The following is a 14,220-nucleotide window of genomic DNA, read 5'->3' on the forward strand; positions in this document are numbered from 1 at the left end:
ATCCGATTTCTCGTTTCCGGCCCCCTGTCGGAGCGGGGTTTCTCGCCTTTCCGCTTTCGCGTCCCGGCGTGATCACTACTTTAGCGGATTTCCCCCGCGACTCCTAATCGGAGTCCGTTCCGGAATTCGGGCACGCCGAAATCCATCCCGTTCAAGGGCCGTGCAGTAGAGATTGCCGCCGGTTGCGGCGAGAGATGCCGCCTTAGAACCCTGGGGGCTCCGTGGCAGCTCGGAGAACATTACGGATCGGCGGAACCGGTGTCAACCCCGGTTCAGTCAAGGTCACTCAGGCGTCCGCCGGCGTCCGGCTGGGTGGTCTCCACCCGGCGCAGCAGGCGGGTCAGCAGCTCGCCGAGCTTGCCTCGGTCCTCGGCGGATAGGTCCTGAAGGAGCTCCTCCTCGAAGACGGTGGCCATGCGCATCGCGTCCATCCACTTGTGGCGGCCGCCCTCGGTGAGTCCGACGATCACCCGGACCCGGTTGCTCTCGTCCCGTTCGCGGGTGACCAGGCCCTCGGCGACCATCCGGTCAATGCGATGGGTCATGGCGGCGGGGGTGAGGCCGAGCCGCTTGGCGAGGTCGCCGGGGCCCATGCGGTAGGGGTCGCCGGCCAGGACGAGTGCCTTGAGGACCTCCCACTCGGCATTGCTCATGCCCAGCTCCGAGGTCTGCCTGCCGTAGGCGACGTTCATGCGCCGGTTGAGGCGGCTGAGGGCCGAGACGACCTTCTCGACCTGTGGGTCGAGGTCCTGGAACTCGCGCTGGTACGCGGCGATCTGCTCTTCGAGGCTCGGCTCGGCGGAGCCCGGGGTGTCAGCCATGGGCCGCAGTATGGCATGCCCGTTGACGCTAAAGCCCTTTGATGTGTACTCTTTAGCTTCGAAGTTTAGAGTTGAAGTCTTTGAGCCTGGACTGTTGCGCTCCCGCGCCTGTCCAGGCTCTCTCCTGACCTAGGAAGGTGAGTGTGACCACCGCGATGGGCGCAGCACTGCGCCGGATCCAGCTGGGCAACGCGTTGAGCGCGTTCGGCAACGGCTTCACCGTCCCGTTCCTGTTCGTCTATGTGTCGCAGGTGCGGGGTCTCGGGGCGAGTACGGCCGGCATTGTGCTCGCGACCTTTGCCATGGCGGCGCTTCTTGTGCTGCCGTTCATCGGTCGGGTCATCGACCGACGGGGTCCGCTGCCTGTCGCCGTCGCGGGTACGGTCTCCGCCGCTGTCGGATCGATGGGGCTGGGCCTGGCCGACAGCCAGGAGCTGGTGGTGGCGGCCGCCGCCGCGCTGGGTGCCGGTATAGCGGTCATCCAGCCCTCGCTGGCCACCATGATCGTCTGGTGCTCCACCACGGCCACCCGCTCGCGGGCCTTCGCCATGCAGTTCTTCCTCAACAACCTGGGGCTGGGCGTCGGCGGTCTGCTCGGCGGGCAGCTGGTGGACACCTCCAACGCGGGCAGCTTTGTCCGGCTGTTCGCCATCGAAGCCGTGATGTTCCTGGTCCTGGGCGCCACCGTGGCCACCGTCCGGCTGCCCCGGGTGCCCAAGGTGGAGGATGCGATACCCACCGACGAGTCCGCCAAGGGCGGCTGGCGGGCGCTGGTGGCCGACCGGGCCATGGTGCAGCTGCTGGTGCTGGGCTTTGTCATGTTCTTCGCCTGCTACGGCCAGTTCGAATCGGGCCTGGCCGCCTTCGCGGTGGAGGTCACCCGGATCTCGCCCGCCACCTTGGGCATGGCTCTGGCAGCCAACACCGCGGCCATCGTGCTGGCCCAGTTCCTCATGCTCAAGCTGGTGGAACGGCGTCGCCGCAGCCGGGTGATCGCGGTGGTCGGGCTGATATGGACGGTGGCCTGGCTGGCCGCCGGAGTCTCCGGGCTGATACCGGGGGCGCACACCTTGGCAACCACCCTGCTGATCTCCACCTATGCGCTGTTCGGCCTCGGCGAGTCGATGCTGTCGCCGACCATGGCTCCGCTGGTGGCCGACCTGGCACCGCCCCGGCTGGTCGGTCAGTACAACTCGGCATTCGCCCTGGTCAAGCAGCTGGCACTGGCGGCGGGCCCGGCGGCGGGCGGGATGATGGCCGGCGCCGGGATGTACACGGCGTACATCGTGCTGCTGGTCGTCTGCTCGCTGGGCATCACCGTGCTGGCGCTACGGCTGGGCCGCCGGCTCACCCCCGCGCAGGAGAACCCGTTGCGGCACACGGTCGTCCAGCGAAGGGTTCCCGCCGACCGCGACGACCGCGATCTGGTGGCCGCCTAGGCGCCCAGAAAGGGAACGGAGGTGCCCCGGCAGCCAACCGGAGGCACCTCTCGTATCCAAGGGCATCGCCCCGGCCGTGGGTCAGAGGTGCGACGCCGTGGCCGGGAGGGCGAATTCGCACCAGACCGCCTTGCCCCCGCCCGGGGTACGCCGCGAACCCCAGGATGAGGCGATGGTGGCAATGATCGAGATGCCCCGCCCGGCCTCGTCCGCCGGTTCGGCGCGGCGCCGCCGGGGCAGATGGTCGTCCCCGTCGGTGACCTCGATGATCAGCCGCCGGTCGGTGCGCCGTAGTCGCAGCCGCATCGGCGGGGTGCCATGCTGCAGCGAGTTGGCCACCAGCTCGCTCGCCGCCAGGACACCCAGATCGCGCAGGTCGGCGGGGAACCGCCAGCTGGCCAGCACTCCCGAGGCGAAAGCCCGGGCCCTGGGTGCGGCCTCCACCCCGCCGAGCAATTCCAGCGCGGCATTGTGGAAGAGCTCCGCGTCATGCCCGGTACGGGCAGGGTGCTGGAGGACCAGGACGGCGACATCGTCATCGTGTTCATCGGTGATGCCCAGGGTGCGGATCAGCCGGTCGCACATCACCTGGGGCGAGCCGGTGGCCCCGGCGAAGGCCCGCTCCAGGGCGGCCACGCCCTCGTCGATGTCCTGGTTGCGCCGCTCCACCAGCCCGTCGGTGTAGAGGACGGCACTGGAACCGGGCCCCAGCGGCACCGTGCCCGAGGTGTGCAGCCAGCCGCCGGTGCCCAGCGGCGGCCCGGTGGGTTCGGCGGCCCGGTGGACGACGCCGTCCGGGTCGCGGACCAGGATCGGCAGATGGCCGGCCGAGGCATAGACCAGCCGCCCCTCGTTGGGGTCGTGCACGGCGTAGACACAGGTGGCGATCTGGGTGGCGTCGATCTCGGCGGCCAGCCCGTCCAGCAGTTGCAGCACCTCGTGCGGTGGCAGGTCCAGCCGGGCGTACGCCCGTACCGCCGTGCGCAGCTGGCCCATCACCGCGGCCGCGCGCACCCCGCGCCCCATCACATCGCCGATGACCAGCGCGGTGCGCCCGGCGCCCAGGGTGATCACGTCGTACCAGTCGCCGCCGACCGCGGTGTCCTTGCCGCCCGGCTGGTAGGTGGCGGCGACCCGGAGGTCGTCGGGCTGTTCCAGCTCCTGGGGCAGCAGGCTGCGCTGCAGGGTGACGGCGGCCTCGCGCTGGCGGCGCTCGCTGGCGCGCAGCCGCTCGGCGGCCTCCACCTGGTCGGTGACGTCGGAGGCGAAGACCAGCACGCCGGGCTGGTGGCGCGGCCCGTCCTCGCCCTCGCCCACCACGACCTGGATCGGTGAGCAGGTGAAGGTGTAGTAACCGTGCCGGACGGCCGGCTCGGCGGTGGTGACCCGGCGCGACTTGACCGTGCGCGGCCGGCCGCTGCGCAGCACCTGGTCCATCAGCGGCAGCAGCCCGAGCTCCTCCAGCTCGGGCACGGCCTCCCGGGCGGGCGTGCCGAGGGTGCGCGGGCCGAACAGCGCGGCATAGGCGTCGTTGACGTAGGCGAGGCGGTGGTCAGCGCCGTGGACCACCGCGACCAGGGCCGGGACCTGGCCCAGGATGTCGTGCACACAGAGCCCGCCGAGGGCGGGGACGGCGATGCCGGGCTGCGGGGCGGTCTCGGCGCGGGCCGCCGGGACGGAGCCGCCGCCGGCCGGGGCCGCCGCGGCGGTCGTACGGTCGGCGGCCCGCGCCGCTGCTCGGCGCTGTGTTCCGGGGAGCCGGGCGCTCCAGCGGGTGAAGTTCACTGAGGATTACCTCGCGGAGTCGTTCCGGATCAGCTCGGCGACATGCGGTGGCGCGGCCGTGCGCCCGGTACGGGGCCACGGTCGGCGGTGCGGGGGCCGGGCCCCGGGGAAGTGCGGCACGCGTCCAAACCCTCATGATCGTTACTCTTCGGAAGTACGAACCCACCCATGGTCACACGACCAGTGTGGCCGACCGGACTGACATCCGTCAGACGACGGGACCTCCTGCGGGAGTTCCCCGCTCCGACGCCGGTCCACCGAGTGGGTCAACTGGCCTCCGGATGGCGGCCAGTGCCCGCGGCGAGTTCGAATTCGGCGCGCGGGTTCTCCAGCGAGCCGAGCGAGACGATCTCACGTTTGAACAGGCCGGCCAGCGTCCACTCGGCCAGCACCCGGGCCTTGCGGTTGAAGGTGGGGACGCGGCTGAGGTGGTAGGCGCGGTGCAGGAACCAGGCGGGGTAGCCCTTGAACTTGCGGCCGTAGATGTGTGCCACGCCCTTGTGCAGGCCCAGCGAGGCGACCGAGCCCACATATCTGTGCCGGTACTCGGTCAGCGGCCGGCCGTGCAGCGTGGCGAGGACGTTGCCGGCCAGCACCTTCGCCTGGCGCACGGCGTGCTGGGCGTTGGGCGCGCACTCGGCGCCCTCCCGGTCGGCGGTCAGGTCGGGTACGGAGGCGGCGTCGCCGGCTGACCAGGCGTGCTCCACCTCGTCGACGCGCAGGTCGGGCCGGCACCTCAAGCGGCCGCGCTCATTGCGCGGCAGGTCGGTGGCGGCCAGCACCGGGTGCGGTTTGACGCCCGCGGTCCACACCAGCGTGCGGGTGGGGTGGCGGGAGCCGTCGCTGAGCGCCGCCACCCGGTTCTCACAGGACTCCAGCCGGGTGTCCAGGCGTACGTCGATATTGCGTCCGCGCAGCTCGCGGACGGTGTAGACGCCCATTTCCTCGCCGACCTCGGGGAGGATCCGGCCGGTGGCCTCGACCAGGAGGAACTTCAGGTCGTCCGGCTCGATGTTGTGGTAATAGCGGGCGGCGTAGCGGGCCATGTCCTCCAGCTCGGCCAGCGCCTCCACGCCCGCGTAGCCACCGCCCACGAAGACAAAGGTCAGGGCGGCGGCCCGGACCTCCGGGTCGCGGGTGGAGGAGGCGATGTCCAGCTGCTCCAGGACGTGGTTGCGCAGGCCGATGGCCTCTTCCACGGTCTTGAAGCCAATGCCGTGTTCGGCGAGCCCGGGCACCGGCAGGGTGCGGGAGACGGAGCCGGGGGCGAGCACCAGTTCGTCGTAGTGGATGTCGATGGGGCCGGTGCCCTGTTCCTTGGTGGCCAGGGTGGTGATGGTCGCGGTCCGTTTGGCGTGGTCGATGCCGATGGCCTCGCCGACCAGGACCTGGCACTTGTCCAGGGTGCGGCGCAGCGGCACCACCACATGGCGCGGTGAGATGGAGCCGGCCGCGGCCTCGGGCAGGAACGGCTGGTAGGTCATATACGGGTCGGGGCTGAGCACCAGGATCTCGGCCTCGTCGGCTCTGAGCTTCCGCTGCAGATGCAGCGCGGTGTACATCCCCACATAACCGCCGCCGACGATCAGAATGCGCGCCGGTTGCTTCTCCGCCGATTCCTTGGCCAAGGGTGCCCCTTCGGATCGTCGTCCCGCGTGTCCCGCGGCGGCACGGCTCTCTTCCATGAGGCAACGCCGACCGGGGTTTGTCCACAGGGCCGTCGAAATGTATGACAGGCAGCGGAGCTGATCCGTCCCCGGTTCCGGTGTCCTGCCGCGGAAAACCGACGCAGGTCAGAGAGGGTGTGCCGGGGTGGTGAAGTGGTGCGCGATCAACAGTCCGCGGGCGCGTACTCCGATTGGGGATGGCCGGTGCGGAACAACCCTCTTCTTTCTTGACCTGGGCTCAACTATGTTCGTACTTCGTCGGGGTACGGAGAGGGCGTGCCCGGCAGTCAGGGCGGGGAGTCTCCGGGGGGAGACGTCATAACCGGGGGAACACATGCACATTCAGGGCTCTCATTGGTCGACCGCTGTCGCGCCGTCGGACGGTAGCGGCGGTCGCAGCACGCCACTGCGTGTGGACGCTCAGCGCAACCTCGAACACGTACTGCGAGCGGCTCGCGAGGTCTTCGGCGAGCTGGGGTACGGGGCGCCGATGGAGGATGTGGCGCGTCGGGCCCGGGTGGGCGTGGGGACGGTCTACCGACGGTTCCCCAGCAAGGACGTGCTGGTCAGGCGGATAGCCGAGGAGGAGACGGCCCGGCTGACCGAGCAGGCGCGCACCGCGCTCGGTCAGGAGGACGAGCCCTGGTCGGCGCTTGCCCGGTTCCTGCGCACCTCGGTGGCGTCGGGTGCCGGGCGGCTGCTGCCGCCCCAGGTGCTGCGGGTCGGAGTGGATGCCGAGAACGGCCGTCCGCAGGACGCCCAGCCCCGGCAGCAGTCCCAGCCTCGGGTGCCGCAGCAGCGCCAGCCCGGGGACGCCGGGGGCCAGTTGCACGAGCTGCGGCTGGTGGAGCAGCGCCCGGTGGTCACCGAGGAGCGTGAGGGCTCGGGTGCGGCGGCGCTGCTGGAGGTCGTCGGACGGCTGGTGGAGCGGGCCCGGGCGGCCGGGGAGCTGCGGCCCGATGTGACGGTGGCCGATGTGCTGCTGGTGATAGCCACCGCCGCGCCGTCGTTGCCGGATGCCGCCCAACAGGCGGCGGCGTCCTCCCGGTTGCTGGACATCCTGCTGGAGGGTCTGCGCTCGCGGCCGGTCGGGTAGGTGGTTACCGGGCCGCCTCCGCGCCGGGTGCACTCGCAGACGAGAGCTGAGTGCGGGGCGGCCGCCCCTATCGGGTGAATTTCGGCGACCTCCGTCAATGCGACGCCAACTCCGGTACGGCCGTAAGGGGTTGCCGTCGGTCCGCTGCCTGGCGTTCCGATGTGCGAACTCAACCCAGATGAGTGGTTGCCGTTCAAGCATCTGTTTTTGCCGCGCGCACCCGTGCGACGCTGGCCCGGTATTCGGGTGTCTGTCCGGCGTTGTACGGGAGCCTGAGCCATGGGAGTTGACGAGCGGGACGAACCGCAGCGGCACAAGGAGGCGGATCGCGCGCCGGCACGTCAGGTGCCGGGCATTCCCGCCCAGGGCGGACCGGCCGCCCCCGGCCCCGCCGCGTCCGGCGAGGACGGTACCGATGACGGGGCGAATGTGCCGCAGCAACGGAAGGGGGCGCGGCGGGGAGCGCACGCCCGTACGGACGGGAGCGCTCGTGCGGGTGGGGACGTCAAGGCGGCGGGGAACCCCCAGGCAGAGGGGAGCTCAGGAGCGGAGGAGAGCTCTCCGGTGAATCAGAACGGGGATACGGCCGATCCGGCCGACGACGGGACGGCCGAGGCCGAACCTCCGCCGTCCGACGCTGAGTTGGTGGCCAGGATCCGTGAGGGCCAGGACTCCCCGGAGCAGGGTCCGGCCAACGCGGCCTACGCGGAGCTGTACCGCAGACACGCGGCGGCGGTCCGTGGCTACGCCCGTACCTGCTGCCGCGATCTGCACACCGCCGACGACCTGACCAATGAGGTCTTCGCCCGCACCCTGCAGGCGGTGCGCCGGGGCAAGGGCCCGGACACGGCGGTGCGCGCCTATCTGCTGACCACGGTGCGGCATGTGGCGGCGGCCTGGACCCGCACCGCCCGGCGGGAGCAACTGGTCGAGGACTTCGCCGAGTTCGCCGCCTCGGCGGAGGCCGCCGCCGCGGTCGAGGTGGGGGCGGCCTTCGAGCCGGGCGCGGATGTCCGGGCCATGCAACAGGCGGAGGCGTCGCTGGCGGTGCGGGCCTTCCACAGCCTGCCCGAGCGCTGGCAGATGGTGCTCTGGCACACCACGGTGGAGAACGAGTCGCCGGGCCAGGTGGCGCCGTTGCTCGGCCTGACCGCCAACGCCACGGCGGTGCTGGCGCACCGGGCCCGGGAGGGTCTGAAGCAGGCCTACCTCCAGGCGCATGTCAGCAGCGCACAGGTGGCGGGCGGCGGATGCGCGCAGTACGCGGACCGGCTGGGCGCCTATGCACGGGGCGGCCTGCGCATGCGTGCCGAGCGGGGCATGCGCAAGCACCTGGAGAGCTGTGCGCGGTGCCGTACCGCCGCTCTGGAACTGGCCGATGTCAACGCACAGTTGCGGGCGCTGCTTCCGGTGGCGGTCATCGGCTGGTTTACCGCCGGGGCGTCCGTGAAGGTGGTGGCCAGTGCGGTCGGTGTGACCGGAGGGGCGGCGGGGGCCGCGGCCGCCTCCGGCGCGGGTACCGGCTCGGGCGGGGCGGCCACGGCTGCGGGTACGGCTGCGGGTACAGGTACGGGTGCGGTCTCAGGCTCCGCCACGGCCGCGGGATCCGGGGCGGGCGCGGCGGGCGCCGGCTCCACAGCGGGCACCGGGGCGGGCTCCGCCACGGCCGCCGGGTCCGGCACGGGGGCGGCCTCCGGCACCGCCGGCGCCGGAGCGGGCAGTTCAGCCGGCTCCGGTACGGGGAGTGCCGCCGCAGGTGAGGGCATCAGTGTGCCCGCCAAGGTCGGCATCGCCGCCGGGGCGATGCTCGCCGCAGGAGCGGTGATCGCCTACGCGCTGACCGGCGACCCCTCGGCATCACCACCGAGGAAGGTGCAGGCCAATAGCTCGGTGGCACCGGCCGTGCCAACACCCACCCCCACACCGGAACCCTCCGCACCACCGGCCCCCGCTCCCCCGCCGGAGCCCACCGCGCCCCCGGCCCCGGAGCGGTCCGCCGCACCACCACCCGACGCGCCCCGGCAGCGGGCCGCCGCGCCCAGGCCCGCGCCCACCCCGCCGCCCAGCCATCACGCCGCGCCCCCCGTGGCGCCGGCCGTCCACCCGCACCGGCCCAAGCCGGCGGCACCCACCAGGCCGCCGGCCGCCAAGCCGGCCCATCCGGCCAAGCCGGCCCCACGGCCCGTCCGGCCCCCGCACCGGCCGTCCGTCTACCAGCTCACCCAGCTGGAGCTGGAGGGCATCGGCGAGGTCGAGGAGCCCGAGACCGGCCTGGAGGAGGGCTATTCCGCCTGGCCCAGCCACCAGTTCCAGACCCGGCAGGCCTCCTACCGGCACGGGGTGACCGCCACCGGCTCATCCGAGGTGAGCATCGACCTGCACCGCCCATGCGCCTCCTTCGACGCCTTGGTGGGCGTCGACGAGGAGTCGCTGGGCGACGGCGCGGTGCGGTTCGTGGTCTACGGGGACGGCATCCGGCTGTGGAGTTCGGGTCTGGTGCGGGCCGGGCATCCGGCACTGCCGGTGCATGTGTCGCTGCACGGGCACCGGAAGCTGCGGCTGGTCGCGGAGCCCAAGGAGCCGTTCGAGGGGGTGGCACTGGTCGACTGGGCGCGGGCGCGCATCAGTTGCTGACGGATTTGCTGACCGCCGTGCGGCCCCGTCCCGCCCAGGGCCGCGCGGCCGGCCCGCTGCTGTTCGTGGCCCGCCGGCCGCCGGTCCGACGGGCCTCACCGGTCCGCCCACCCGGCAACCGCCCCGCCGGGCCGGCCCCGCGGCCTCCAACCGATGGCCGGCCAAGTGCGAGTGCTTCTCGTGAGGCGGCCAATGCCGCCCCCCACGCCCCGGTTGCGTTTCAGGTGCGGGCCGGCCGTGGCTGGTCACGCAGTTCCGCGCGCCCCTCACGGGGCGCCCCTCACCCCCCGGAAACCCCCCGCAACCCGGCCCGGCCCGATACCCCGCCCGCGACCGCGCGCTGGTGGGGGGTGACGCCCGTCCAGCAGGTGCCGCGCCGGGCCAGCAGGCGGCGCAGCCAGGTCTCCATGGCGATCAGTTCGGCCAGGCCGTCCAGCGGCAGCGGCGCGCCCTCGGCGGCCGCGTGCAGTGCGCTTCGCACCACCTGGGCCTCGATCAGTCCCGCGTCGGCCAGCAGCGGCGTCTGGAACAGGCCGGCCAGCGGGTCGGCGAAGGCCCGCAGCCCGGCCCGCAGGGCCGCCTGGTGGGAGGCGTGCGAGGTGGCTCCCCAGCCGGGCGGCAGATCGCGGATGCCCGAACCGGCCAGTACGGCGCGCAACACCGAGGCACGCGCCCCGGGTTGTACCCGAAGCGCCTCGGGGAGTGCCCGGCAGGCCCGTACCACCTGGTTGTCCAGAAAGGGGGCATGCAGCCGCTGCCCGCGCACCTCGGCCGCCTGTTCAAGGATCCGCAGATCGGCGCCCTGGCGGGCCAGTGCGGCCGCCGCCCGCTGCTCCCCGGGCCGCTGCGGCAGGCCGTTGGGCCGTACCGCCGCCGCCTGCAGCCGGGCCGACACCTCGGCCAGCGCCTCCCCGGTGAGCCAGCGCGCGGCCGGTCCCGGGCGGCACCAGGTCAGCGCCGCCAGTGAGGCATCCACCGCGCCGGGCAGCCCGGCCCCCTGCTCCCGGTCCGCGAAGCCGGGCGCCAACAGCCGTGCGGCGGCGGCCTCCAGGCCCTCCCGGTACGAGGTACGGGCCAGCCGCCGGGCTGCCCGGTAGACGGTGAAGGGGACGAAGAAGGGGCGGCCCGCTGGTCCGTCGGCCCGTGCCAGGGCGGACACCGGGCGCAGCAGATGCCGTCGTCTGCGGTCCAGCAACAGGTCGGCCAGCCGGGCCGGATGGGCGTCCAGCACCTGCCGGGCACCATGCCCGGTGAAGTGGTCGGCGCTGCCCGTCACCAGGCGCCGGCGGTGCCGTTCGGCGACGGCCAGCGAGGGCGCGGGTTCATCGGTCAGCGGTCCGGTCTCCAAGTCGGCGTAGGGCAGGGCCTCTTCGCCGGCTGCCACCACCAGGTGCCGCATCCGGGGACCGGCGGCCAGGGCACGGGCGCGTTCCAGTTCCAGGGCGCCGGCCCGTCCGCTGTCGGTGGCCGGGTCGTTGCCGGCCAGGTCGTTGAAGGTGACCGCCAGCAGGCGCTCGCCCGCACCGTGCCCGTAGGGGGTGCCCGGTATCCCCGGCAGTCCGGCGGCCAGCAGGGCCAGGGTGCCCGAGGCGCTGCCACCGGAGAGGTCGGCGCCCAGGCCGGGTGCCGGGCCGCCGCGGGCGGCGCGCCGGAAGGCCGGGCCCATGCCGGGCACCGGGCCGGGATCCAGCACTCCGGAGCCGTGCGCCGAGAGGTGGCGGGGGGCGGCGAGCCGGGTGCGTACCGCCTCCACCAGGGCATCCCGGACACCCTCCACGGCTTGTTCCGGGTCGAGTTGGGGTGCGGCCACGGCGAGCGAGGCAAGGGGTTCGTACCCGGAGATGTCCCGGGCTCCGTCGCGCACCACCAGCGCGTGCCCCGGCGGAACCCGCCGTACGCCCACGTAAGGGGTGCCATCGCCCAGCGCCTCGGGGGAATCCGGGCAGGCCAGCAGTGCCGCCAGATGCCCTATGTCCAGCTGGGCCTCGACCAGGTCGGCCAGCGGCAGCGCGGCGGTGGCATAGGCGGTGCCGCCGGCCCAGGCCGCGTGAAAGACCGGTCGGGCGCCGGCCAGGTCCCCGGCGATGGTGATGCGCCGGCCGATCTGGGCGACAGCGGTGTAACTGCCAGGCCAGGCCGTCAGATGGCGCAGCGCCCCGCCGCGCGCCGCCAGCAGTCCGGTGCGCAGCTGGTCGTCGGTGGCGCCGCAACGGCCCAGCACCGCGATGCGGGTGACCGTGGTGGCTCCGGCGCGGCCCGGCTGGTCGGCCCAGACCAGGCGTACCTCGTCGGGCCGCCAGTCGCCCACCGCCCACAGCGGATCCGGGTCGCCCCACAGGAGTTGGGCGCCCACCGGCTGGACGGTGGGGCCGGTGGCCTCCGGCTCGGCACGGTGCGCGGTCCCGGCGCGGCTCCACCCCACCAACCAGCGCATCGTCGCCTCCACAGGCTGTGGACAACCAGCAATCAGCAGCCATCATGCACAGTGGGACGAACGTCGCGGCGGGGCGCGGGCGACGGACTGGCCGCCGCCTTGCGCCCAACTTCCCCTGGACCGGGGAGAAGTGCCGTTTCGCCGGGTCCCCGCACAGCGCTCCATGCTGCCATGAGCGCCGCCGGATGTGACCATTCCGTATGGGTCCATGGCCGCGTCGCGGCGAAAGGATCCGGCCATGTGTGCGTCGGGACTGCCGGGCGGCGGGCCGCGTCATGGGCGCGCCACCGGCCACCATCGACCGCCGTCGGCCATCACCGGCCACCACCGGCCTCCGTCGTGGGCCACCGCAAGCCTCCACGGGCCGCCACGGGCCTCACCGGGCCGCCACTGGCCGCCACCGGGCGAACTCCCCCGGGCGGACGGGGCGTTCGCGCGGCGGTGGGGCCACTGCGCAGCCCGGGAGGCACCGCACGGCACCCCCCGGGCCGTACCGCCGCCCGCGGGGAATGAGGCGACGGCTCCCCCAGCCCACTGGATCCAGGCAGCGGGCCAACCCACGCACCACCATGGAAGCGCCACCGCGAGGGCGGGGACAGAGCGCACGGCGGGCGCACGCGCACACACAACCGGAGCACGTGCCCCTCGGTGCACGCAGATGCGGACCGCAATCTCGCCATCCGGGACAACGCCCCTTAACGGTCGGGATGTGGGGAACTACGCTGGGTTTACGGATGCCCCGCGCTTATGCCGGGGCGGGCGTCGCCGTAGTCGAGGGGTGCGCATGTCCAGGGAGCCACGCGGGCCGAACGAGAAGCTGGGCACGGTCCTCGCTCTCGCGGGAATCAGCAACGCCGGACTGGCGCGCCGGGTCAACGACCTCGGTGCGCAGCGCGGATTGACCCTTCGCTATGACAAGACCTCGGTGGCGCGCTGGGTTTCCAAGGGCATGGTCCCGCAGGGCGCGGCGCCGCATCTGATCGCCGCAGCGATAGCCGGGAAGCTGGGCCGGCCGGTGCCGCTGCACGAGATCGGGCTGGCCGACGCCGATCCGGCGCCCGAGGTGGGGCTGGCCTTCCCGCGCGATGTCGGACAGGCGGTGCGCTCGGCCACCGAGCTCTACCGGCTGGATTCCGCCGGGCGGCGCGGGGGCGGTGGCATCTGGCAGAGCCTGGCCGGTTCCTTCTCCGTCAGTGCCTACTCCACTCCCGCCTCGCGCTGGCTGATAACGCCCGCCGACTCCTCGGTGGCCCGTGAGCCCCAACAGGCCGCCCGGGAGCGGGAGTCGGGCACGGTGCTGGACTGCGGGGCGCCGCAGCGGGTGGGGCACAGCGATGTGGCCAAACTGCGCGAGGCGGCCGAGGACGCCCGCCGCTGGGACTCCAAGTACGGGGGCGGCGACTGGCGTTCGTCCATGGTCCCCGAATGCCTGCGGGTGGACGCCGCGCCGCTGCTGCTGGGTGCGTACAGCGACGAGGTGGGGCGCGCCCTGTTCGGCGCCACCGCCGAACTCACCCGGCTGGCCGGGTGGATGGCCTTTGACACCGGCCAGCAGGAGGCCGCCCAGCGCTACTACATCCAGGCGCTGCGGCTGGCCCGGGCGGCCGCGGACGTACCGCTGGGCGGGTATGTGCTGGCCTCGATGAGCCTGCAGGCCACCTACCGGGGCTGCGCCGACGACGGGGTGGACCTCGCCCAGGCCGCCCTGGAGCGCAACCGGGGGCTGGCCACCGCCCGCGCCATGAGCTTCTTCCGGCTGGTGGAGGCCCGGGCCCAGGCCAAGGCCGGTGACCAGAGCGCCTGCGGGGCCGCGCTCAAGGCCGCCGAGGGCTGGCTGGAGCGGGCCCGGGCGGGCGATCCGGACCCGTCCTGGCTGGACTTCTACACCCAGGAGCGGTTCGCCGCGGACGCCGCCGAGTGCTACCGCGACCTGGGCATGCCCCGGCAGGTGCAGCGCTTCACCGAGCAGGCGCTGGCCCGTCCGACCGAGGAATTCGTGCGCTCGCACGGCCTGCGGCTGGTGGTCTCGGCGGTGGCCGAGCTGGAATCCGGCAACCTGGACGCGGCCTGCGCGGCCGGCGTACGGGCGGTGGAAGTGGCCGGGCGCATCTCCTCGGCCCGTACCACGGAGTACGTACGGGACCTGCTGCACCGCCTGGAGCCCTATGGCAATGAACCCCGGGTGGTGGAGCTGCGCGAGCGGGCCCGGCCGTTATTGATGGCCTCCACCGCGTAGGCCCCGCCCCGGGCTCTGTTGTTTCCCCTGGTCCGACCAGGTTTCGGGCCGCTGTCAGTGGCGCACGTCATGATAGGAGCCTAGGAGCCATGGTGCGGGGAGCGCGGG

The 14,220-nt window shown here is 73.0% G+C and carries 8 protein-coding genes; 4 read left to right on the plus strand and 4 right to left on the minus strand.

The genetic code is table 11. The features are described from left to right. Positions 1-272: 272 nt before the first annotated feature. On the minus strand, positions 273-821 hold the full coding sequence (locus tag ACIHFE_RS31840) for a MarR family winged helix-turn-helix transcriptional regulator (protein ID WP_400112167.1): 549 nt from the start codon (positions 819-821) through the stop codon (positions 273-275). A gap of 143 nt (positions 822-964) precedes the next feature. Here ACIHFE_RS31840 and ACIHFE_RS31845 point away from each other — a divergent pair, with 143 nt between their 5' ends. Further along, a complete protein-coding gene (locus tag ACIHFE_RS31845; RefSeq protein ID WP_400112169.1) occupies positions 965-2,260 on the plus strand; it encodes an MFS transporter in 1,296 nt (431 codons plus the stop codon). Between the two features lie 81 nt (positions 2,261-2,341). Here the strand turns inward: ACIHFE_RS31845 and ACIHFE_RS31850 are convergent, their stop codons facing one another. Then, positions 2,342-4,045 carry a SpoIIE family protein phosphatase gene (locus tag ACIHFE_RS31850; RefSeq protein WP_400112171.1) on the minus strand — a complete coding sequence of 568 codons (1,704 nt, stop codon included), beginning with the start codon at positions 4,043-4,045 and terminating at the stop codon, positions 2,342-2,344. A gap of 266 nt (positions 4,046-4,311) precedes the next feature. Continuing rightward, positions 4,312-5,607 (minus strand): NAD(P)/FAD-dependent oxidoreductase, encoded by a 1,296-nt coding sequence (locus ACIHFE_RS31855; RefSeq protein WP_400112280.1) that lies wholly within the window; start codon positions 5,605-5,607, stop codon positions 4,312-4,314. 439 nt (positions 5,608-6,046) lie between these two features. Between ACIHFE_RS31855 and ACIHFE_RS31860 the strand changes: the two genes are divergently transcribed. Next, on the plus strand, positions 6,047-6,808 hold the full coding sequence (locus ACIHFE_RS31860; protein WP_400112173.1) for a TetR/AcrR family transcriptional regulator: 762 nt from the start codon (positions 6,047-6,049) through the stop codon (positions 6,806-6,808). A 279-nt stretch (positions 6,809-7,087) separates the two neighbouring features. Next, positions 7,088-9,442, plus strand: coding sequence for a sigma-70 family RNA polymerase sigma factor (locus ACIHFE_RS31865; RefSeq protein WP_400112174.1), 2,355 nt, complete (start codon positions 7,088-7,090; stop codon positions 9,440-9,442). Positions 9,443-9,722: 280 nt separating this feature from the next. On the opposite strand, the gene ACIHFE_RS31870 is transcribed toward ACIHFE_RS31865, so the two are convergent. After that, complete coding sequence (locus ACIHFE_RS31870; protein ID WP_400112176.1) at positions 9,723-11,876, minus strand: asparagine synthase-related protein; 2,154 nt, start codon at positions 11,874-11,876, stop codon at positions 9,723-9,725. Positions 11,877-12,660: 784 nt separating this feature from the next. Here ACIHFE_RS31870 and ACIHFE_RS31875 point away from each other — a divergent pair. After that, on the plus strand, positions 12,661-14,112 hold the full coding sequence (locus ACIHFE_RS31875; protein ID WP_400112178.1) for an MFS transporter: 1,452 nt from the start codon (positions 12,661-12,663) through the stop codon (positions 14,110-14,112). Positions 14,113-14,220 lie beyond the last annotated feature (108 nt).

This window comes from Streptomyces sp. NPDC052396, assembly GCF_044593195.1.
GTDB lineage: Bacteria > Actinomycetota > Actinomycetes > Streptomycetales > Streptomycetaceae > Streptomyces.